Source organism: Streptomyces sp. NPDC007084 (genome assembly GCF_040703595.1).
Taxonomy (GTDB): Bacteria; Actinomycetota; Actinomycetes; order Streptomycetales; family Streptomycetaceae; genus Streptomyces.
In genome coordinates this window covers 39683-61322 of the sequence record NZ_JBEYFY010000031.1, presented here as the reverse complement: position 1 = coordinate 61322, position 21640 = coordinate 39683, and the positions used below count along the sequence as shown (strand labels likewise).

20 protein-coding genes and 1 pseudogene are annotated in these 21640 nt (G+C 72.2%); 13 read left to right on the top strand and 8 right to left on the bottom strand.

What is annotated here, in order from left to right; translation table 11 throughout:
- Positions 1-15: 15 nt before the first annotated feature.
- Complete coding sequence (locus tag AB0912_RS23535; RefSeq protein WP_366702840.1) at positions 16-1299, top strand: sensor histidine kinase; 1284 nt, start codon at positions 16-18, stop codon at positions 1297-1299.
- On the top strand, positions 1289-1951 hold the full coding sequence (locus AB0912_RS23530) for a response regulator transcription factor (RefSeq protein ID WP_366702838.1): 663 nt from the start codon (positions 1289-1291) through the stop codon (positions 1949-1951). The genes AB0912_RS23535 and AB0912_RS23530 overlap by 11 nt, the downstream gene beginning before the upstream one ends.
- 58 nt (positions 1952-2009) lie before the next feature.
- Here the strand turns inward: AB0912_RS23530 and glgX are convergent, their stop codons facing one another.
- Entirely contained in the window at positions 2010-4250 is a 2241-nt protein-coding gene (gene glgX / locus AB0912_RS23525) for a glycogen debranching protein GlgX (RefSeq protein WP_366702866.1), read from the bottom strand.
- A gap of 222 nt (positions 4251-4472) precedes the next feature.
- Between glgX and AB0912_RS23520 the strand changes: the two genes are divergently transcribed.
- From AB0912_RS23520 to AB0912_RS23490, 7 genes are all read left to right on the top strand, one after another.
- Positions 4473-5699: an Ig-like domain-containing protein gene (locus AB0912_RS23520; RefSeq protein WP_366702836.1), complete on the top strand. Its 1227-nt coding sequence runs from the start codon at positions 4473-4475 to the stop codon at positions 5697-5699.
- Positions 5700-5884: 185 nt separating this feature from the next.
- Positions 5885-7141, top strand: a complete 1257-nt coding sequence (locus AB0912_RS23515; protein ID WP_366702833.1) for an Ig-like domain-containing protein — start codon at positions 5885-5887, stop codon at positions 7139-7141.
- A gap of 88 nt (positions 7142-7229) precedes the next feature.
- A complete protein-coding gene (locus AB0912_RS23510; protein ID WP_366702831.1) occupies positions 7230-7997 on the top strand; it encodes an enoyl-CoA hydratase-related protein in 768 nt (255 codons plus the stop codon).
- Between the two features lie 298 nt (positions 7998-8295).
- A complete protein-coding gene (locus tag AB0912_RS23505; RefSeq protein ID WP_366702829.1) occupies positions 8296-8799 on the top strand; it encodes an ATP-binding protein in 504 nt (167 codons plus the stop codon).
- A gap of 649 nt (positions 8800-9448) precedes the next feature.
- Positions 9449-10300 carry a polysaccharide deacetylase family protein gene (locus AB0912_RS23500; RefSeq protein WP_366702827.1) on the top strand — a complete coding sequence of 284 codons (852 nt, stop codon included), beginning with the start codon at positions 9449-9451 and terminating at the stop codon, positions 10298-10300.
- Positions 10300-11511 carry a hypothetical protein gene (locus tag AB0912_RS23495; RefSeq protein WP_366702825.1) on the top strand — a complete coding sequence of 404 codons (1212 nt, stop codon included), beginning with the start codon at positions 10300-10302 and terminating at the stop codon, positions 11509-11511. The genes AB0912_RS23500 and AB0912_RS23495 overlap by 1 nt, the downstream gene beginning before the upstream one ends.
- Positions 11512-11613: 102 nt before the next feature.
- Positions 11614-12219: an ADP-ribosyltransferase gene (locus AB0912_RS23490; RefSeq protein ID WP_366702823.1), complete on the top strand. Its 606-nt coding sequence runs from the start codon at positions 11614-11616 to the stop codon at positions 12217-12219.
- Between the two features lie 76 nt (positions 12220-12295).
- Here the strand turns inward: AB0912_RS23490 and AB0912_RS23485 are convergent, their stop codons facing one another.
- Positions 12296-12940: a GNAT family N-acetyltransferase gene (locus AB0912_RS23485; RefSeq protein WP_366702821.1), complete on the bottom strand. Its 645-nt coding sequence runs from the start codon at positions 12938-12940 to the stop codon at positions 12296-12298.
- 233 nt (positions 12941-13173) lie between these two features.
- Here AB0912_RS23485 and AB0912_RS23480 point away from each other — a divergent pair, with 233 nt between their 5' ends.
- Both AB0912_RS23480 and AB0912_RS23475 read left to right on the top strand, forming a co-directional pair.
- The gene (locus AB0912_RS23480; RefSeq protein ID WP_366702819.1) at positions 13174-13386 is read left to right on the top strand and encodes an EF-hand domain-containing protein; all 213 of its coding nucleotides are present in this window, start codon (positions 13174-13176) and stop codon (positions 13384-13386) included.
- 133 nt (positions 13387-13519) lie between these two features.
- Positions 13520-14200, top strand: a pseudogene (locus AB0912_RS23475) (NAD(P)-binding domain-containing protein); the annotation flags it as partial.
- A 33-nt stretch (positions 14201-14233) separates the two neighbouring features.
- Here the strand turns inward: AB0912_RS23475 and AB0912_RS23470 are convergent.
- The 4 genes from AB0912_RS23470 to AB0912_RS23455 form a co-directional block, all read right to left on the bottom strand.
- A complete protein-coding gene (locus tag AB0912_RS23470; protein ID WP_366702817.1) occupies positions 14234-14791 on the bottom strand; it encodes a glycoside hydrolase family 25 protein in 558 nt (185 codons plus the stop codon).
- 145 nt (positions 14792-14936) lie between these two features.
- A complete protein-coding gene (locus AB0912_RS23465; RefSeq protein WP_366702815.1) occupies positions 14937-16187 on the bottom strand; it encodes an MFS transporter in 1251 nt (416 codons plus the stop codon).
- A 46-nt stretch (positions 16188-16233) separates the two neighbouring features.
- Complete coding sequence (locus tag AB0912_RS23460; RefSeq protein WP_366702813.1) at positions 16234-17493, bottom strand: ATP-grasp domain-containing protein; 1260 nt, start codon at positions 17491-17493, stop codon at positions 16234-16236.
- Positions 17494-17655: 162 nt separating this feature from the next.
- Positions 17656-18360: an SDR family oxidoreductase gene (locus AB0912_RS23455; RefSeq protein WP_366702811.1), complete on the bottom strand. Its 705-nt coding sequence runs from the start codon at positions 18358-18360 to the stop codon at positions 17656-17658.
- 79 nt (positions 18361-18439) lie between these two features.
- Here AB0912_RS23455 and AB0912_RS23450 point away from each other — a divergent pair, with 79 nt between their 5' ends.
- Together AB0912_RS23450 and AB0912_RS23445 are read left to right on the top strand one after the other, a co-directional pair.
- Positions 18440-18814, top strand: coding sequence for a helix-turn-helix domain-containing protein (locus tag AB0912_RS23450; RefSeq protein WP_366702809.1), 375 nt, complete (start codon positions 18440-18442; stop codon positions 18812-18814).
- A gap of 36 nt (positions 18815-18850) precedes the next feature.
- Positions 18851-19657, top strand: a complete 807-nt coding sequence (locus tag AB0912_RS23445) for an alpha/beta fold hydrolase (protein WP_366702807.1) — start codon at positions 18851-18853, stop codon at positions 19655-19657.
- Positions 19658-19710: 53 nt separating this feature from the next.
- Here the strand turns inward: AB0912_RS23445 and AB0912_RS23440 are convergent, their stop codons facing one another.
- Together AB0912_RS23440 and hisC are read right to left on the bottom strand one after the other, a co-directional pair.
- Positions 19711-20124 carry a LuxR C-terminal-related transcriptional regulator gene (locus AB0912_RS23440; protein WP_366702805.1) on the bottom strand — a complete coding sequence of 138 codons (414 nt, stop codon included), beginning with the start codon at positions 20122-20124 and terminating at the stop codon, positions 19711-19713.
- A 408-nt stretch (positions 20125-20532) separates the two neighbouring features.
- Positions 20533-21600: a histidinol-phosphate transaminase gene (gene hisC, locus AB0912_RS23435; protein WP_366702803.1), complete on the bottom strand. Its 1068-nt coding sequence runs from the start codon at positions 21598-21600 to the stop codon at positions 20533-20535.
- Positions 21601-21640 lie beyond the last annotated feature (40 nt).

Genomic DNA, 21640 nt, shown 5'->3' with positions numbered 1-21640 from the left:
GTGCAGACTGAACGCATGACGACCGCACCGCGACCCGACAGCGCGGCCGAGGCGGCCCGGATCGTGGAGGAACGCTGGGCCAGCTTCCACCGCTACGGCCCGCTCGGCCTGCTCGTGGTCTCCGTCGTCCTCTCCACGGCCACCGCCGGCCCGGTCGGCATGAACCGCACCGACTGGTACGTGGGCGTACCGCTGGTGATCGCCGCGCTGGCCCTCCAGGCGTGGTGGACCCGCGCGATGCGCGGCAGGCCCGGCCCCACCCCGGCGAGCATCGGCTACTTCTGGCTCCGCTGGGCCATCGCGTTCGTCCTCGCCCTGACCAACCCGTTCTACGCGTTCTTCGCCGCCGCCGCCTACTTCGACGTCGAGCGGCTGCTGCCCCGCCGCATGGTGCGGCCCGGGGTGATCGCCGCGGTCGTCGTGGTGGCCGGCTCGCAGTCCGGCGGGCTGCCGCCGCGCGGCGCGGTCGGCTGGGCCGTGTTCGGCGGACTCCTCGCCGTCAACGTCACCCTCGCCGCGATCATGGGCCACCTCAACGCCAAGGAGGCCGAGCGGGCCCTCGTCCAGGCCGACACCATCGCCGAACTGGAGCGCACCAACACCGCGTTGCAGCAGGCCCTCGACGAGAACGCCGCCCTGCACGCCCAACTCCTCGTCCAGGCGCGGGAGGCCGGGGTCGCCGACGAGCGCCGCCGCCTCGCCGCCGAGATCCACGACACCCTCGCCCAGGGCCTGACCGGCATCATCGCCCAGCTCCAGGTCGTCGCCGGCACCCCGGACCCGGCCGTCGCCCGCGACCATCTGACCCGCGCCGCCGGCCTCGCCCGGCACAGCCTCGGCGAGGCCCGCCGCTCCGTGCAGAACCTCGCCCCCGTAGCGCTGGCCGACGACGGCCTGCCCGAGGCCCTGAGGAAGACCGTCGCCGAATGGGGCGGACGCAACGGATCGCGCGCCGAGTTCACCGTCACCGGCACCGCCGAGCAACTCCACGACGAGGTCTCGGCGACCCTCCTGCGGATCGCCCAGGAAGCCCTGTCGAACGCCGCCCGGCACGCCCGCGCCGGCCGGGTCGGGGTGACCCTCAGCTTCATGGGCGACGAGGTCACCCTCGACGTCCGCGACGACGGAGCCGGCTTCGACCCGCTCACCACGCCGGCCCGCACCGACACCGGCGGATTCGGCCTCGACGGCATGCGCGCCCGCGCCGAACGCATCGCCGGCACCCTCACCGTCGAGTCCGAGCCGGGACACGGCACGGCGGTCTGCGCTCGCGTACCGTTGGTGCGCCATGACCGATGACCCCGCGGACGCCCGCTCCGACGCCGTGATCACCCTCCTGCTCGTGGACGACCATCCCGTCGTACGCGACGGACTGCGCGGCATGTTCGAGTCCGCCCCCGGCTTCACCGTCCTCGGCGAGGCGTCCGACGGCGTACAGGCGGTGGCGCTCACCGCCTTGCTCGACCCGGACGTCGTCCTGATGGACCTGCGGATGCCCGGCGGCAACGGCGTCGAGGCCATCGCCGAACTCACCCGCCGCGGCGCCCGCGCCAAGGTCCTCGTCCTGACGACGTACGACACCGACTCCGACACCCTCCCCGCCATCGAGGCGGGCGCGACCGGCTACCTCCTCAAGGACGCGCCCCGCGACGAGTTGTTCACGGCCGTACGCGCGGCGGCGGAGGGCCGCACCGTGCTGTCCCCGGCGGTCGCCTCCCGCCTGGTGTCCGCCGTGCGCGCCCCCGCCCCCGCCGCCGAGGCGCTCTCCGCCCGCGAGCGCGAGGTGCTGGCGCTGGTCGCCAAGGGCACCTCCAACCGCGAGATCGCCCGCGTCCTGTTCATCAGCGAGGCCACGGTCAAGACCCACCTCACCCACCTGTACGGCAAGCTCGGCGTCAAGGACCGCGCGGCGGCGGTCGCGACGGCCTACGACCGCGGCATCCTCGGCTGACGGGCGGCCCGGCCGGGCACGCCTTTTCGCCGCCCGGCACCCCTTCGCCGCCCGCCGCTCAGCACACCCGCAGCAGCAGCACCGACCGTCCCGGCACCGTGATCGCCGTCGCCGCCCGGTGCACCACTCCCGGCGCCTCCCCCTGCTCCTCCCGCGAGGTGTCCACGACCACCTCGTACCGTGCGGCCCAGGGCGGCCCCGGCAGTTCGAACGTGACCGGCCCCTCCCCGGCGTGCAGCACGGCGAGGAAGCTGTCGTCGGTGATCGGCGCGCCCCGCTCGTCCCGGCCCGGGATGTCCCGGCCCGACAGATACATCCCGAGCGTCGCGGCCGGCTCGTACCAGTCCCGCTCGGTCATCTCGGTGCCCCGCGCGGTGAACCAGGCCAGATCCCGCAGCCCGTCCGCCGAATGGGCCCGCCCGGAGAAGAACGCCCGGCGGCGCAGCACCGGATGCCCGTGCCGCAGCGCGATCAGCCGGGACGTCAGCTCGAACAGCGCCCGCCAGCCCGGGTCTTCCAACTGCGACCAGTCGATCCAACTGATCTCGTTGTCCTGGCAGTAGGCGTTGTTGTTGCCCCGCTGGGTCCGCCCGAACTCGTCCCCGGCGACCAGCATCGGCACCCCGGTCGACAGCAGCAGCGTGGTCAGCAGGTTCCTCAGCTGCCGCCGCCGGAACGCCCGGACGCCCTCGTCGTCGCTCTCGCCCTCCACCCCGCCGTTCCACGCCCGGTTGTCGTTCGTGCCGTCCCGGTTGCCCTCGCCGTTCGCCTCGTTGTGCTTGTGCTCGTAGGACACCAGGTCCCGCAGGGTGAAACCGTCGTGCGCGGTCACGAAGTTCACCGACGCGTACGGCCGCCGCCCGCCCCAGGCGTACAGGTCGCTGGACCCGGACAGCCGGTAACCGAGATCCCGTACGTCGGGCAGCGCGCCGCGCCAGAAGTCCCGTACGGCGTCGCGGTAGCGGTCGTTCCACTCCGTCCACAGCGGGGGGAACGCGCCCACCTGGTAGCCGCCGGAGCCCACGTCCCACGGCTCGGCGATCAGCTTGACCCGGCGCAGCACGGGGTCCTGCGCGATGACGGCGAGGAACGGCGACAGCATGTCCACGTCGTGCATGGACCGGGCGAGCGCCGCCGCCAGGTCGAAGCGGAAGCCGTCGACGCCCATCTCGGTCACCCAGTAGCGCAGCGAGTCCGTAATCAGCCGCAGCACCTGGGGCTGTACGACGTGCAGGGTGTTGCCGCAGCCCGTGTAGTCCGCGTAGCGGCGGGCGTCGGACTGGAGGCGGTAGTAGCCGCGGTTGTCGATGCCGCGCAGCGACAGCGTCGGGCCCAGCTCGCCCGCCTCCGCCGTGTGGTTGTAGACCACGTCGAGGATCACCTCGATACCGGCCGCGTGCAGCGCGCGCACCATCCGCTTGAACTCGCCGACCTGCTGGCCGGTCGTCCCGGAGGCCGCGTACGCCGCGTGCGGGGCGAAGTAGCCGATCGAGTTGTAGCCCCAGTAGTTCTTCAGGCCCCGGCGCAGCAGATGGTCCTCGTGGGCGAACTGGTGCACCGGCAGCAGCTCCACCGCCGTCACCCCGAGCCGCACCAGATGCTCCACCGCCGCCGGGTGCGCGAGCCCCGCGTAGGTGCCGCGCAGCTTCTCGGGGATGCCGGGGTGCAGCCGGGTGAACCCGCGCACGTGCAGCTCGTAGATCACCGAGTCGGCCCACGGGGTCTTCGGGCGGTGGTCGTCCGACCAGTCGTCGTCGTCCTGCACCACCACCCCCTTCGGCACGAACGGCGCCGAGTCCCGGTCGTCGCGCACGGTGTCGGCGACCTGCTGCTGCGGCCAGTCCCGGACGTGCCCGTACACCTCGGGCGGCAGGCCGAAGTCGCCGTCCACCGCGCGCGCGTACGGGTCCAAGAGCAGCTTCGCCGGGTTCCAGCGGGCGCCGGTCCACGGGTCCCAGCGGCCGTGCACCCGGAAGCCGTAACGGCGGCCGGGAAGCACCCCGGGGACGAAGCCGTGCCAGATCTCGTGGGTGAGTTCGGTGAGCGGGACGCGGGTCTCGGCGCCCCCCTCGTCGAAGAGGCACAGGTCGACGGCCTCCGCCCCGCCCGCCCACAGCGCGAAGTTGGTGCCGGTGGTGCCGTCGGGCCCCCGCCGGAAGCGTGCGCCGAGCGGAGTCGGGGCACCCGGCCGGACGGGGACGGCGGGCGCCGCCGGGCGCCGGGCGCCGTTCAGCGCGGGAGCGGCTGGTAGCGGCTCCGTGGTCGCGGGCACGGCGGCGGACCGCCCCGCCGGTTCCATGGCGGTCTGCGTGGGCAGTTCAGCGGCAGGTCCCTGGTGGACTGCCTCCTGCTCGGGTGCGCTCGACACCGATCAGCCTCCCGCGGCTCGTGGAACGCAACGAAAAAGGGGCGTACGGCGTCCCGGGCCGCAGCTCCTTGTCGCGTCGTCCTCCCCACTGTTCTGCCCACCGCGTGGCTCGCACTCACGTTTCCCCGGCGGGGCGCCGTCGTTGGGTCCCTTGTGAACCACGCACAGACGCGCGCGCGGCGCGCAGGGGCCGCGCTGGCCGCCGCACTGACCTGGGCCGGTCTGCTGGCCGGAGCCGCCGGCTGCTCCTCCGGAGGGATCTCGCACGGGATCGGCGAGGCGTTCGGCAAACCGCGCTCGCCCGAGGACGTCATCCACGTCACGCCCGACGACGGCGCCAAGGGCGTCGGCCCGCAGGAGCCGCTGACGGTACGGGTGCCCAGCGGGCGCCTGGAGTCCGTGAAGGTCGTCAAGTCCCAGGACGCCCAGGAGACCCCGGTCGCCGGGCGCCTCTCCGACGACGGGCTGTCCTGGAAGCCGGACGCCCCGCGGCTCGCCCTCGCCGCCCGGTACACGGTCGACGCGGTCGCCCTCGACGGGCACGGCCGCCGCTCGGCCCGGCACACCACCTTCACCACCCAGGTCCCCGACGAGCGGTTCATCGGCTACGTCACCCCGGAGAACCGGTCCACCGTCGGCACCGGGATGATCGTCTCCCTGGAGTTCAACCGGGAGATCGAGAACCGGGCCGCCGTCGAGCGGGCCGTCCAGGTGGAGGCCAGCCCCGCCGTCGAGATCCGCCCGCACTGGTTCGGCAAGGACCGCGTCGACTTCCGCCCCGAGGCGTACTGGAAACCCGGCACGAAGGTCACCGTCACGCTGCGGCTGCGCGACGTCGAAGCCGCCCCCGGCGTCTACGGGCTCCAGTCCAAGACCGTCTCCTTCACCGTCGGCCGCAGCCAGACCTCCCTGGTCGACGCCCGCGCCCACACCATGCGGGTCCGCCGCGACGGCGCCCTGCTCGCCACGGTCCCGATCACCGCAGGGGCGCCCAGGACCACCACGTACAACGGGAAGATGGTCGTCACCGAGATGCTGGAGGTGACCCGGATGAACAGCCGCACGGTCGGCTTCGGCGGCGAGTACGACATCCCCGACGTCCCGCACGCCATGCGCCTCACCGACTCCGGCACCTTCCTGCACGGCAACTACTGGGCGCCGGACGTCTTCGGCCGCACCAACGTCAGCCACGGCTGCGTGGGCCTGCTCGACGTGAAGGGCGGCGGCTCGGACACCCCCGCGGGCTGGTTCTTCGACCGCAGTCTCATCGGCGACGTCGTCGAGGTCGTGCACAGCGACGACAAGCAGGTCGCGGCCGACAACGGCCTCGGCGGCTGGAACATGAGCTGGAAAGAGTGGACGGCGCGCTCCCCGCGATGAAGTGCCCCCTTACAGGGGTATACGCACGACGTGCTCCAGCGTCGCCCCGCACGGCCGGAGTTTGGGACGGAACGGTGACCTTCCCGGGGATCCATCGCTCCGGGCCGTGTGATTAATTAGCGCGATACGCGCGTGGGACGCGCTGGAGTGCGGGCCTGATCAGGCCGTGCGAGGGGAGAACGACTGTGAACGGGCGACCGATATCGGGGGCGTCGGTTGGCGCACGAACCCACCGGAACAAGGGAATCCTGGCGCTGCTGCTGGGAGTTCTGCTGCTCGCGTTGACCGCGTGCGGCGGGGGAGGGGACGCGGACCGGGAAACCGGTCCGGGCGACGGCAAGGGCAAGGGCAAGGCGGCGAGCGGCACGGCGGACACCAGGGCCTCTCAGGCTGTGGTGAAGATAGCGCCCAAGGACGGGGCCGGCGACGTGGAGACGAGCGGCGCGCTCAAGGTCACCGCGGCCAAGGGCAAGCTGACCGAGGTCCGCGTGGAGGACACCAAGGGAAAGGTCGTCAAGGGGAGCATCACCGACGGGGGAGCCACCTGGACCCCCGCCTCGCACCTCGCGGCGGCCACCAAGTACACGGTCCACGCGGTGGCCAAGGACGCCGAAGGGCGTGAGGCCGCCGAGGAGTCGGCGTTCACCACCCTGACGCCGAAGAACACCTTCGTCGGCATCTACTCGCCCGAGGACGGCTCCACGGTGGGCGTCGGGATGCCCTTCTCGCTCCGCTTCACCCGGGGTATCACGCACCCCGACGCCGTCGAGAAGGCCATCAGGATCAAGACGGAGCCCGCGGTCGACGTCGAGGGCCACTGGTTCGGCAACGACCGGCTCGACTTCCGGCCGGAGGACTACTGGGCGGCCGGCACCAAGGTCACCGTCACCCTCGACCTCGACGGAGTCGAGGGCCGCCCCGGCGTCTACGGCAAGCAGGCCAAGACCGTGAAGTTCACGATCGGCCGCCGCCAGGTCAGCACCGTCGACGTCAAGACCCACAAGATGGTCGTCAAGCGCGACGGCAAGGTCCTCAAGACCATCCCCGTCACCACCGGCAAGCCGGGCTACGACACCTGGAACGGCCAGATGGTCATCAGCCAGCGCCTCACGGTGACCCGGATGAACGGCGAGACGGTCGGCTACGGCGGCGAGTACGACATCAAGGACGTGCCGCACGCCCAGCGCCTGACCGACTCGGGCACCTTCATCCACGGCAACTACTGGGGCGGCGACGCCTTCGGCAACTACAACGCGAGCCACGGCTGCATCGGCCTGCGCGACGTGCGCGGCGGCTACGACGGCAAGGTGCCGGCGGCCTGGTTCTTCGACCACTCGATCATCGGCGACGTGGTCGTGGTGAAGAACTCCAAGGACAAGAAGGTCGCCCCGGACAACGGCTACAACGGCTGGAACATGTCCTGGTCGGACTGGACCAAGTAGGTCCCCGAGTACCGGTCTTCCGCGGGCCGGGTGTGCTGTGACCCAGCACACCCGGCCCGTTGTCGTTAACGGCCGCTAACCTGCTGCCATGACTGTGCATCTCGAAGTGGCCGACGGCGTGGGCACCATCCGCCTGGACCGCCCGCCCATGAACGCCCTGGACGTCGCGACGCAGGACCGCCTCAAGGAGCTGGCCGAACAGGCGGCGACCCGGACGGACGTCCGCGCCGTCGTGCTCTACGGCGGGGAGAAGGTGTTCGCGGCGGGCGCGGACATCAAGGAGATGCGGGCCATGGACCACGCGGCGATGGTCGTACGGTCCCGGGCCCTGCAGGATTCCTTCACCGCGGTCGCCCGTATCCCCAAGCCGGTCGTCGCCGCCGTCACCGGTTACGCGCTCGGCGGCGGCTGCGAGCTGGCCCTGTGCGCCGACTACCGCATCGCCGGGGACAACGCGAAGCTCGGCCAGCCCGAGATCCTGCTCGGCGTCATCCCCGGCGCCGGCGGCACCCAGCGGCTGTCCCGGCTGATCGGCCCCTCCCGCGCCAAGGACCTCGTCTTCACCGGCCGGATGGTCAAGGCCGACGAGGCGCTCACCCTCGGCCTGGTCGACCGGGTCGTCCCCGCCGCCGACGTCTACACCGAGGCCCACGCCTGGGCGGCCCGGCTCGCGCGGGGCCCGGCGATCGCGCTGCGCGCGGCGAAGGAGTCCATCGACGCCGGCCTGGAGACGGACCTGGAGACCGGCCTCGCCATCGAACGGAACTGGTTCGCGGGCCTGTTCGCCACGGAGGACCGGGAGCGGGGGATGCGCAGCTTCGTCGAGGAGGGCCCGGGCAAGGCCAAGTTCCTCTGACGGGGCGGCGAATGTCACCCGCCCAATTCCGCTGATCCCCTTGCAGTTGACGCGGTGTCTCACCCGGCGTCCCCCGATGGTGCGGTTTATGCCGGCCTTAAGGCAACCTTAAGCGCACCTTGTCGGCGGTCGCCGGGCATTGCCCCCAACTCCCCTTTCGCCGCAGGTCAGATGGGATCTACCGGCCCCCGGTATGTCGCGGGCATATGCCAGCCGAATGGCATGGAATGCCCCATTCCGGGGGGCCTATTCCGCCGGAACGGCCCCCAACCGCCGTCCGGGCCGCCATGATGGGGGCATGGCGGGGCTGGAGGGTATCGAACAGCCGCGGCGGCACGGGAGTGCGACCGCGGCACGCTGGACGCCTGCGGTCGAGGACGAACGGGCGCACCGGGCACTGGAGTCGTACGGCAATCCCGCCGAGACCGAGGTGCGGCTCCCGTCCCGCCCCGAGTCCGCCGGGTCCGCGCGGCGGCTCGCCCAGGTCGTGGTGCTGCGGTACTGGGGCCTCTCGCCGAAGATGGCCGAGGACGCGGTGTTACTCGTCTCCGAACTGGTGGGCAACGCCGTGCGGCACACCGGTGCCCGCCACTTCGGACTCCGGATGCGGCGGCCGCGCGGCCGGATCCGCGTCGAGGTGCGTGACCCCTCCCGGGGGCTTCCCTGTCTCATCCCGGTCCAGGAGCTGGATCTGAGCGGGCGGGGGCTCTTCCTCGTCGACAAGCTCTCCGACCGCTGGGGGGTCGATCTGCTGCCCCGCGGCAAGACGACCTGGTTCGAGATGCGTGTCGCGGACCGCTGAAGCGGACCCTTCGTACTCTCGTACGCGGAAACCCCGGCCGCTTGGCAACCGGGGTTTCGGGGCGCCGCGGAGCGAATGGGGTGTGATCCGCGGGCCGACGACAACCATGGCCCGGGTCAATGGGTGGAGGTCGCACCGCTGACTATCGCAGACCCACCGTATTGATCCAAAACCGGGGGATGTCCCACGGTCCCCCTCCCGTCCCGGCCAAGTCCACCGCCCCCAAGCGTCTCTCGCCCCCTCCGCCCCTACCCGTCCCACCCCTGGGGCTCCGCCCCAGACCCCGCTCCTCAAACGCCGGAGGGGCTAAAGGATCGCGAGCGCCGGAGGGGCTGAAGGGTCGCGAGTGGAATTCGGCCCGCACCCGGCATCCGGCGGAAGGGGCCGTGCCGGTACATCAGATGTCCGTCGCTTACGCCCGGATCGAGCAGCCCCCACTACTCAGCACACGTCTGATCCAACGGCGACGGACGGATGTACCGGCACGGCCCCGACCCACCACCGAGCCACACCCGTACCGCCCGGCGCGCAGCCGCCCGCACCCGTACCGCCCGGCGCGCAGCCGCCCGCACCCGTACCGCCCGGCGCGCAGCCGCCCGCAGACGGACCAATCGCCGGTTTCCGGGACCTTCCCCCCTTAAATGGTCCGGTGACCACGCCCGCCGAAGACCCCGCACCCCCCGCCACACCCCCCGCCCCACCCCGACGCACAGCCCTGCTCTCGGGCCTCGCGCTCACCGCGGGAACCCTCACCGCGGGAACCCTCACCGCGGGCTGCTCCGCCCGTGCGGCCCCCGCCCACCCCGACACCACGCCGGCCGCCGCCCGATCGCGGCCCCCCGCCGCCCCGAGCGCCCCGGTGGTACCGCCCGCCCCGGCCCCCCGCCGCTTCCCCGCCCAGCCCGCCGAGATCACCCACGGCCCGCGCACGAACCCCCCGAAGGTCGCCCTCACCTTCCACGGCCAGGGCGACCCCGCCATCGCCGAGTCGGTGCTCGGCGAGGCCGAGAAGGCGGGTGTCCGGGTCACCGTCCTCGCGGTGGGCACATGGCTCGACGAGCACCCCGACATCGCCCGCCGCATCCTCGACGGCGGCCACGACCTCGGCAACCACACCCTCCACCACCTCGACATCAACGCGATGTCGCAGACGGACGCGGCCGCCGAGATCCGCGGCTGCGCGGACCGGCTGAAGCGGCTGACCGGCTCGATCGGCACCTGGTTCCGGCCCTCCCGCGCCCCCCGCGCCTCGGCCCTGGTCCAGCGGCTCGCGCAGGACGCCGGATACCCGCACACCCTCTCCTACGACGTCGACTCCCTCGACTTCACCTCGCCCGGGGCCGCCGCGGTCACCCGGAACGTCCTGGCGGCGGTCCGCCCCGGCTCCGTGGTGAGCCTGCACTTCGGCTACGCCGACACGGTCGCCGCCCTCCCCGACCTCCTGCACGAGCTGGACCGGCGCGGCCTGCGCCCGGTCACCACAACGGAGTTGCTGAGCTGATGCTGACGCCCCCCACTTCCCCAAGCCTCTCTTCCCGGCGCGGCGTGCTGGCCGCCGGCGCCGCCCTCGCCGCGCTGGCCGTCCTCACCGGCTGCGGCACCCCCGGCGGGAAGCACGCCGACGAGGCCCTGGGCACGAAGGCCGCCGTCCAGCCCGCGCCGGTGAAGAAGAAGGCGCCCGAGGGCCTGCCCGGCATGCCCCCGCTGCTCGACCCGAAGGACGTCTACGCCGCCGACCGGCCGGGCCGCCTCTCCCCGGTGGTCAAGGACTTCCCCTCGCGGGTGTACGTGCCGAACACCGAGTCCAACACGGTCTCCGTCATCGACCCGGAGACGTACAAGGTCATCGAGACGATCCCGGTCGGCGCGCAGCCCCAACACGTCGTCCCCTCCTGGGACATGAAGACGCTCTGGGTCAACAACGACAAGGGCAACAGCCTCACGCCGATCGACCCGAAGACCGGGAAGGCGGGCAAGCCGGTCGACGTGCACGACCCGTACAACCTGTACTTCACGCCCAACGGCAAGTACGCGATCGTGATGGCCTCGCTCGACCGCGAGCTGGTGTTCCGCGACGCGCACACCATGAAGCGCGTCAAGACCGAGCCGGTGAGCTGCTACGGCGTCAACCACGCCGACTTCTCCCCGGACGGGCGGTACTTCATCGTGTCCTGCGAGTTCAGCGGCGAGCTGCTGAAGGTCGACACCGAGAAGATGAAGGTGGTCGGCCAGCAGAAACTGCCCTACCAGGGGGCGATGCCGCAGGACGTGAAGATCTCCCCGGACGGCAAGAAGTTCTACATCGCCGACATGATGGCCGACGGCGTGTGGGTCCTGGACGGCGACAAGTTCACCAAGCCGACCCTGCTGCACACCGGCAAGGGCTGCCACGGGCTGTACGTCAGCCGGGACTCGCGCGAGATGTACATCTCCAACCGCGGCGAAGGCACCATCTCCATCTTCGACTTCACCCGGAACCGGCTCACCAAGAAGTGGCGCCTGCCCGACGGCGGCAGCCCCGACATGGGCGGCGTCTCGGCCGACGGCAAGGTGCTGTGGCTGTCCGGCCGCTACAACGCCGAGGTGTACGCCCTCGACACCCGCACCGGTGTGCAGCTCGCCCGCGTCCCGGTGGGCAGCGGGCCGCACGGTCTCGCCGTGTACCCCCAGCCCGGCCGCTACTCGCTCGGCCACACCGGCATCTTCCGCTAGAGCGGCGCCTGTTGGCCGGTCCGTCGACCCGTCCGTCCGGACACGCCGTCGTACGGGTGACGATCCACGGCCCGCCGCCGCGGAACGGAGATCGTGCTTCCCATGATCCTCCTTCGCCTGCGGCGGCGGGCCGCCGCCGTCGTCCTGTCCCTCGGCGCCGTCCTCGCGACGACCGCCGCGACACCCGCCGCCCCGGCCGCCCCCGCCACCCGGGCCGCGGCGCCCGCCTGCCCCCAGTTCGCCGACCCGGTCAAGGCCGCCGCCGACCGGCGGGTGGACGCCGCCCGCATCACCCCGGAGCCGGTCTGGCGCAGGACCTGCGAGACCCTGTACCGCAGCGACAGCCGCGGCCCGGCGACCGTCTTCGAGCAGGGCTTCTACCCCAAGGACGTCGTCGGCGGGCAGTACGACATCGAGCAGTACGTCCTGGTCAACCAGCCCTCGCCGTACGTGTCGACGACCTACGACCACGACCTGTACAAGACCTGGTACAAGTCCGGCTACAACTACTACATCGACGCTCCCGGCGGGGTGGACGTCAACAAGACGATCGGCGACACCCACCGCTGGGCCGACCAGGTCGAGGTGGCCTTCCCCGGCGGGATCGCCCGCCAGTACGTCATCGGCGTCTGCCCGGTCGACAAGAAGACCAAGACCGAGATCATGAGCGACTGCCAGAGCAACCCGTACTACGAGCCCTGGCACTGACCGGCGCTCCCCCCCCCACGCGCCCTGGCCCCCACGCGCCCTGGCCCCGACCGCCGCCGCTCGGGCAGGGGTCCGCTCAGCGCGGGGTGAGCAGCGCCTCCGCCCCGACGGGGCGGAAACCGGCCGCCTGGAACGCCCGCAGACTGCGGGCGTTCCCCGCCGCCACCTGCGCCCAGACCGGCTCGCCGGCGAGATGCCGGGCCGCCGCCGCGAGCGCCCGGCCCAGCCCCCGGTCCCGTACGGTCTCGTCCACCTCGACCGAGGTCTCCAGGCGCCCGCCGACCCCGTGGCCGAGGACGACCACCCCGCCGTCCGTCTCCCAGGCCCGCACGTCGTCCCGCCGCCGGCGCGCGGCGGTGATCCGCGGATGGTCGTGGCCGGTGAGTTCGGTGAGCGCGAGGGGCGGCGGGCCGGGCAGCGGGGCGGCGACGGAGAACACGTCGACGGTGTCGTGCGAGCGTCCGGTCCGTTCCATGAGCGCCGCGAGGAAGCGGGGGTTCATGGCCGCGGCGAGCGGGTCGCAGTCGACGGTGTCCAGGGTCGCGCGCACCCAGTCCTCGTCCTCGTCGGTGAAGACGACCGAGTGCGCGGTGAAGGCGAGCACCCCCGCGTCACGCGGCGCGTGCTGCCGTACGACCGTGACGGAGCCGTCGGCCGGCGGGAAGACCCCCCGGCCCGCCGCGTCCACGACAGCGCGCAACGTACCCGACGAACCGGTCATGACAGCCCCCTCGGCACTTGACCCTCCACCCACCGGTCACTCCGGTCCCACCCTTCCAGACACGACCGGCGCGGGCCCAGGCCTTTTCCCCGTCGGCGCCCGGTGCGCACCGGGCCGGGCGGGCGGGGTGCGACCTGGGCGGTCGCCGTACTGCGGGCTCGTACGGACCGTTAATCTGACCTCCGTACACAACGCACGACGCACGCAGTGACGCACGACGAAGGGGCGGATCGGTGGCCGACATCGAGGAAGCACGTAAGCAGTTCGAGCGGATCGATACGGACGGTGACGGGTTCATCACCGCGGCCGAGTTCAAGACCGCGCTCGCCCAGGGCGGCGACTGGAACGTCACCGAGTCGGTGGCGGAGGTCATCATCGCCGCCCGCGACCTCAACGGCGACAAGCTCCTCTCGTTCGACGAGTTCTGGGCCCACCTGAACAAGTGACCCACCCCGAAGGGGCGCCCGCCGGACATCCCGGCGGGCGCCCCTTCGGCGTTCCCGGGACCGTCCGGCAGGAATAGGATATCGGGGACCGGGGTTGGTGATCCCCATCAGGTGATCCCAACAGGAGCATCAACCCCGGAAGGGTCTGTCTCTCATGAAGATCGGCATCATCGGCGCGGGCAACATCGGCGGCAACCTCACCCGGCGGTTCACCGCGGCCGGGCACGAGGTCTCCGTCGCCAACTCCCGCGGCCCGCACACGCTCACCGCGCTCGCCGAGGAGACCGGGGCGACCCCCGTCACGGTCGGGGAGGCGGCGCGCGGCGCCGAGGTCGTGGTCGTCACGGTCCCCCTCAAGGCCGTACCGGACCTGCCGGACGGCATCCTGGACGGGGCCGCCGAGGGCGTCGCCGTCATCGACACCGGCAACTACTACCCGCAGCGCGACGGCCGCATCGACGCGATCGAGGACGACGGGCTCACCGAGAGCGGCTGGACCGCGCGGCAGATCGGCCACACCGTCGTGAAGGCATTCAACGGCACCTACGCCCAGGACATCCTGGACCGCGCCCGCCCGGCCGGCGACCCCGACCGGCTGGCGCTCCCGGTGGCCGGGGACGACGTGGCGGCCAAGCGGCGGGTGCGCGAGCTGATCGAGGAGATCGGCTTCGACACCGTCGACGCGGGCGGCCTGGACGACTCCTGGCGCCAGCAGCCCGGCACGCCCGTCTACGGCCTCCGGGAGGGCGTGGACGCGGTCACCAAGGCCCTCGCCGAGGCGAGCCCGGAGCGCCCGGCGGACTTCCGCGGCTGACCCGTACGACCCCTCCCGCCTGGGCCGGCCGGACTACGCCCCGCCGGCCCAGGCGCGCAGCGCCGCCTTGCTCGCGAAGTCGGCGACGTCCTTGTCCACCGGGTCGGACGTGTACTGGTGGAAGCGCCACTTCGCCTTGATCCGGGGCTTGCCCGCGGTGACGTAGTCGGCGATCCACAGCCCGTCGCCCGCGTACGAGGTGGTGTCGATGTTCAGCCAGAAGTTCCGGTTCGTGTAGAGCACCACCCGGTGGTGCGGGCGCAGTTCCTTCACCTTGCGGATGAAGCGGTCCTTCTCGGCGTTGCTCGCGTGGGTGCCGTCGCCGGTGGTCTCCCAGTCGACGGCGAGCACATCGCCCGCCTTCTCGGGGGCCTTGCCGACGAAGTACTCCGCCTGGGCGGTGATGTTGCCGGGCCACAGGAAGTGGTAGAAGCCGACCACACAGCCCGCGTCCCGCGCCGTCTTCACCTGCGCCCCGAGCTTCGGGTTGACGTAGGAGCGGCCCTCGGTCGCCTTGATGAAGACGAACGACAGACCGTCGGTTCCGTACGCGGACGACTGGTAGGCGCTGACGTCGATGCCTCGCAGCATGGGCAACCCTCCGTACGGCGGCCGGGCCACCCAGAGTGGTGCCCGGGGTCCATGGGGAACAACTGCCTTCCGGATTCCCCGACTTCCCCCGCCCCACCCTCGCACGGGCGCGCGAACCATGTCCGGCGCGGTCACCCGCCGCCGGTCAGTCGTCGAGGTTCCTGATGGTGCGGATCTTGCTCCAGTAGAGGGCGAGCGGTGCGAAGGCCACGAGCGCGCAGGCGGTGTAGAGGGCGCCGCGTGCGCTCAGAGCGTCCGCGGTGGAGCCGCCGAGGAGTGCGCCGACGGGGATGGCTCCCCAGGTGAAGAAGCGGACCGACGCGACGACACGGGGCAGGAGAGGGGGCGGGGTGACGGTCTGACGGTGGGTTCGGGTGAGGATGCTGAGGACGGTGATGCCCGCCGCGAAGCCGGCAAGGCCGAGACCGAAGCCGACGGCCGCCCAGTTCGAGCGGGCGAGCGGCATGAGCAGGGTGGCGGCGGCTCCCGCGACGGTGGCGACCACGACGGCGCGCGCGGTGCCGAGCCGGCCGGCGAGCCGGGTGGTGATCATGGCTCCGGCCAGGGCTCCCACGCCGTCGCAGGCGAGGACGAGTCCGACGGTGCCGGCCGGGAGACCGGCGGTGCGGACGAGGAAGACGGGGGTGACCGCCAGGACGATGCCGGAGGCGAGGTTGAAGGCGGTGGAAGCCAGGACGGAGGGGCGTATCACCGGATGCTGGAAGACGAACCGCAGGCCTTCCCTGATCTGCCGGACGAAGGGTTCCTGATGGCTTTTTGGGGAGCGGGGGCTCTCCGCGCGGATGCGCCCCAGAAGGGCCGCGGACAGCAGGTAGCTGACCGCGTCGGTGATCATGCTGGTGGCCGCGCCGAGGAGCTGCACGAGAAGGCCGCCCAGTGAGGGACCGGCCAACTGGGTGGTGGCGAGGGTGCCGGAGATAAGGCTGTTGCGGGCCGTCAGTTCTTCCTTGCCGACGATGGAGGGAAGAAAGGCGGTGTTGGCGACGTCGAAGAGGATGTTGGCCAGGCTGATGAAGAGACCGACCAGGACGAGCTGCGCGATGGTCAGGATGTGCAGCCACGCCGCGACGGGCACCGAGGCGATCAGGACGGCGCGGACGAGGTCCATGAGGACCTGCAGGCGCCGCATGGGGAAGCGTTGCACGATCACGCCGGCCGGCAGCCCGAGGAGGACCGCGCCCGCGTAGCTGGCCGCCGTGATGAGGCCGACATCGAAGGCCGAGGCGTCGAGGACGACGAGGGCGGTCAGCGGGAGGGCGATGGCGGTGACGCCGGACCCCAGGCTTCCGATGCCCGAGGCGGCCCAGAAGTACCAGAATCCGGAGCGCGATGAGGTTCCGCCGGGCACCGTGGTGACCTGGGGGCCAGTTGTCATGACAGCATTCCATCCCTCTTCGTGGGGGTTCCGGCCGGGCGCGGTCTCAGATCGTGCGGCTGTCCCGGGGGCGTGCGCCGAGCCGGAACTCCAGATGCGACACGGCCTCCCGGGCGGCGGCCAGTGCGGCTTCGGGGGTGTCCCCGAGCGCGCGGGCGGAGGCGAGACGCGCGTCGGAGTCGGTGAGCGCGCCGATCTCGCTGCCGGTCTGGGCGAGGACCGACACCTTGCTGACGCCGGGGACGGCCGCCGCTGTGTCGGTGCCGGTGACCGAGACGAGGGTGCCGGAGGTGTCGATGGAGGCGAACCAGATCGCCGAGGCCGGGCGTGACGGCCGGGCCTCGGCGAGCGTGGCCCGGATGCCGGGCAGCACCTGTTCGCCGAGTGCCTGCCGGGCCGTGCAGTCGTCGAGGTCGACGCCTGTGGCGTCCAGGGTCAGATCCGGGATGCTGTCGCCGCCGACGCGGACGTGCGTCTCGATCAGTCGCGGCCCCGCTCCGGTGAGGACGACCTCGGTGTGAGTCGGCCCGTTCTGCACGCCGAGGGCGTCGAGTATCCGCTTGACGTAGGTGCCGATGTCCCTGCGCTGTTCCTCCGGGAGACCGGCGGGGGAGACATGGCCCAGTTCCACGAAGCCGTCCGGGTCGGAGCACTTGGCGGTGATGCCCACCAGCACGTGCTCGCCGTACTCGGAGAACGCCTCGACGCTGTACTGGGGGCCGTCGAGGAACTCCTCCACGAGCACGCCCGCGGCGGCCTGGCCCGGCTCGCTCCGGCCGGCTCGCGCGAAGGCCTGCTCCAGATCGCCGTCGGTGCTGACCTTGCCGACTCCCGCGCTGCCCGCGCTCGACACCGGCTTCACGATGCAGGGCATGCCGTGGCGCTGGGTGAAGGCGCGCAGTTCGTCGAGGCTCTGGACACGCTGCGAGGCCGTGCTGTCGATCCCCTTCTCGCGCAGCCAGGCGCGCATGGCGGCCTTGTCGTGGGCCAGGTGCACGGTCTGCGGGCTGTGTCCCGGCAGCCCCAGGGACTGGGCGACCGCCGCGTAGGGGATCTGGTCCGACTCACCGAACGAGCCGACGCGGGTGAAGGGATCCCGCGCGTGCACGGCCAGGGCCAGGTCGATCCATTCCTGCTCGGGCGCGTTTCGGCGCAGGCAGATGACCCGGACGTTCTCCGCCGGCTCGCGGACCCGGCCGATGTAGGTGATGTCGCACAGGACGGTGGTGCGGGTGCCGGGCCTGGCCCGGCGCAGGCGGGCGGGGAAGTCGCGGCCTGGGCCGACGATCAGAACGTGCTCGGGCATGGTCTGTCTCCTGGGTCTCGGGCCCCGTCCGCGGAACGGCGGGGTGCGGCGGGACCACCCGCCGGGCTTGTCGGGCTGCGGAAACCTCCGGTGCGGGGGCCGCCGGGATGCCCCGGGACACCCGCCGCCGCGAGCGACGGAGCGCGCGCGGCGGCCTTGGTGTCAGGCGACTCTGTTGCGGGCGCCGCCCTCGACGTGGATCGTCTCGCCGGAGACGAACCCGGCGCGCAGCAGCCACATCACCGCGTCGACGACGTCCTCGCTCTCGCCATGCCGTCCGACCAGGGTCCCGGCGGCGCTCTTGCTCAGCAGGGCGCTCTTCTTGTCGCCCAGCCGATCCCAGGCGCCCGAGTCCACGACGCCGGGTGAGACGGCGTTGACGCGTACCGGGGCCAGGTCCGCCGCCAGGTGGCGAGCGGCGTACTCGACCGCGCCGTTGGTGATCCCCTTGACGAGGGACCCCGGCCCGGGGCGCCAGCCGACCACACCGGAGAAGAGCACCAGCGACCCGGTCGGGCGCAGGACCGGCGCGAAGTGCTTGGCCACCAGCATCGGACCGATCACCTTCGCCGTGAACGCGGCCACCAGCTTGTCGTGGTCCAGTTCGGTCGCGCGCACGTCGTGCGGCGCCGAACCCGTCGTCACGATGTGGTCGACGCCGTCCTTCAGCCGCTCGGCCGCGGCCGCGAGCGTCGACTCGTCCCCCAGGTCGCAGTGCACGGCGGTGGCGCCGATCTCCGCGGCCAGCCGCTCGGCCCCGTCCAGGCTCCGGGCACCGACCACCACCTCGTATCCGTCCTTGACCGCGCGCCGTGAGATCGCCGCGCCCAGTGCCCGCGCACCGCCGATCACCAGGATCCGTTCCATGGACTGCACTCTCCTTCGTAGGATCGGGTCTGACGGTATAGATTGCATACCGGTATCTTCAACGAAACCGGAGGCGGCCATGGGCAGGGCGTACAACGTGATGGCGGCGACATGCCCGAGCCGCACCGTGCTGCACCGGATCGGCGCGCGCTGGACCGTGTTCGTCGTCAACGCCCTGGACGGCGGACCGCACCGCTTCACCGAACTCAAGGCGCACATCCGCGGCATCACGTCGAAGGCCCTGACCGAAACCCTGCGCTCCCTGGAGGCGGACGGTCTGATCAGCCGTCACGAGTACGAGGAGAACCCGCCCCGTGTCGAGTACGCCCTGACCCCGCTGGGCCACTCCCTGCTCGTGCCGCTCCGCGCGGTGCGGACCTGGGCCGAGGAGCATGTCCCGGAGATCGAGCAGGCCCGCTCCCGCCGGGTCGTGGCCGACGCGGGTACCGGGTGAGAGCGTGTCCCTTCGATCAGTGAGGCGGTTCGGGCGATGACCGGACACGACGTGCCGGCCCCGGTCTTCGCCCGCGCCCCGGACGGCGTCGCGCTGGCCTGTCAGCACCGGGGGCAGGGGCCGCCACTGGTCCTGCTCGCCGGGCAGGCGAACAACCACCACTGGTGGGACGACACGCGGGAGGACTTCCACACCGTGCGCTCCACCGTCACGCTGGACCAGCGCGGCACGGGCGACAGCGACAAGCCCCGCGGGCCCTACTCCACCGCGCAGCTCGCCGACGACACGGTCGCGGTCCTCGACACGCTCGGCATCGAACGCGCCGACGTGTACGGCACCTCGATGGGCGGACGCGTCGCGCAGTGGCTCGCGATCCGCCATCCGCGCCGGGTGCGCCGACTGGTTCTGGGCTGTACCTCCCCCGGCGGCCCGCACGCCATGGAACGGGACACCGCGGTGCGGCGACTGCTCGCCCAACCGGACCCGGAGGCGGTACGCGAGGCGCTCGCCGACCTGATGTACTCGCCCCGCTGGCGAGCCGCGCACCCCGGTCCGTACCGGACCCTCGGCGACCCGCGGATGCCCGCCCACGCGCGCCGCGCTCATCTCGTGGCCAGCAACGAGCACGACGCCTGGAGCGAACTCCCGCGCATCACCGCGCCCACCCTGATCCTCCACGGCGACCAGGACCGGCTGACCCCGCCGGGCAACCTCGAACTGCTCGCGACCCGCATCCCCCGAGCCCGTACCCGGCTCTTCACGGGTGCTCGGCACGCCTACTTCGAGGAGTGCCGGGAGGAGGCCGCCGCCCTGGTGCGCGGGTTCCTCACCGAAGAGGAGTGAACGCCGGGTGCCGCCGCCCTCCCCGCGGCCGGCCGTGCGCCGAGGCCGCCGGTTCAAGAGGCCAGGCCGAGGTGACGGCCGTAGAGGGCGGCCTGCGTGCGGTGGCTGGCGCCGATCTTGCAGTAGATGCTGCCGAGATGGTTCTTCACGGTCTTCTCGGAGATGTCGAGCTGTCGGGCGATGAGCCGGTTGCTCAATCCCTCGGCCAGCAGGCCCAGTACGCAACGCTCGCGGGCCGTCATGGCGGCTCCCTGTGCCGGAGCCGCCAGGTGAGGGGTGGTCAGGCCGAGGCGGCGGGCGTAGAGGGCGGCCTGTGTGCGGTGGCCGGCGCCGATCTTGCAGTAGATGCTGCCGAGATGGTTCTTCACGGTCTTCTCGGAGATGTCGAGCTGTCGGGCGATGAGCCGGTTGCTCAACCCCTCGGCCAGCAGGCCGAGTACGTCCAGCTCCCGGAGAGTGAGGTTCACGGGCGGTGCTTCTCCCACGCTTTTTCCTCCCGCTGGGTTTCCTCGAAGGGCGAATGAAGAACCCCGCAAGGACGCGATTCCGTGGAACGTGCGGTTCACGGCGCCTCGTGCGGCGGCGGGACGACCGCCTCGCTTCCGTGCTGCCGCAGTCAAGCTACGCCCCGGACCCGGCCAGTTGCCCGTACGCCAGTGCGATCGGAGAGCGGGCCTGGAGCGGTTCCAGAGCGTGCGCCTTGAGCGGGTTCGCGGCGGTCTCAGGGCACGGCTCGGCCGCGCGCGCCGGGAAGCGGTGCCGGCGGCCGAGGCGGGGCGAGGCGTGGAAAAAGGCGGCCCCGGACCCAGGTGGTGCGGTCGGGGGCCGCCGGCTCGTCGGCCGGGGGCCCTGGTGCCCGCCGGCCGGGCAGGGCCTCACGCCTGCCAGTCGCCCGCGATCTTCAGCAGGCGGTCGTTCTGTTCGGGAGTGCCTATGGTGATCCGCACTCCCTCGTCGCCGAAGGGGCGCACCATGACTCCCGCCGTCAGGCACGCCTCGGCGAACGCCGGTGTGTGCGCACCGAGGCGCAGCCAGACGAAGTTGGCCTGGCTGTCCGGAACGGGCCGGCCCGCCGCCCGCAGCGCACGGATGACCCGGGCGCGTTCGGCCGTCAGGGTCCCCACCCGTTCCAGCAGTTCGGGTTCCGCGTCCAGCGAGGCCCGTGCCGCGGCCTGGGCGAGCCCGCTGACACCGAACGGCACGGCGCAAGCCCGCAGGGCGGCGGCGACCGGGGGATGCGCGACGGCGTAGCCGACCCGCAGCCGCGCCAGACCGTAGGCCTTGGAGAAGGTGCGCAGCACGACGACGTTGGGGCGGTCGCGCTGGAGCGCGATGCCGTCGGGTACGTCGGTGTCGTCGACGAACTCGCGGTACGCCTCGTCCAGCACGACCAGCACGTCGCCTGGCACCCGGTCCAGGAACCGTTCGAGTTCGCCGCGGTGTACGGCAGTGCCGGTCGGGTTGTTGGGGTTGCACACGAGGACCAGACGGCTGCGGCTGGTGAGCGCGTCGGCCATGGCCGTGAGATCGTGCCGCTCGTCACGCAGCGGGATCTGCACCGGGGTGGCCCCGGTGGCCCAGACGAGCCGGGGGTAGGCCTCGAACGAGCGCCAGGCGAAGACGACCTCGTCCCCACTCCCGACGGCGGCACACAGCAGATCCCTGGTGACGCCGAGGGACCCGGCGCCGGGAACTATGTTCTCGGCGGGCACCGCGAGCCGGGTGGACAGTCGGGTGACCAGCTCACCGTTGGCCGGATCGGGGTAGCGGTTGACGCGTCCCAGTTCCTCGCGCATCGCGGCGACCACCGACGGCAGAGGGGGAAACGGGTTCTCGTTCGACGACAGCTTGTCCACCAGGTCGCTGGGAGCGGCCCGGCCGGGTACGTAGCGGGGCAGCCCGGAGACATCGGCGCGCAGCCGGGGGACGGGTGACGAGGGCATCGGCGCTTCCTGTACGGGAGGGGGCGGGCGGTCGTACGGG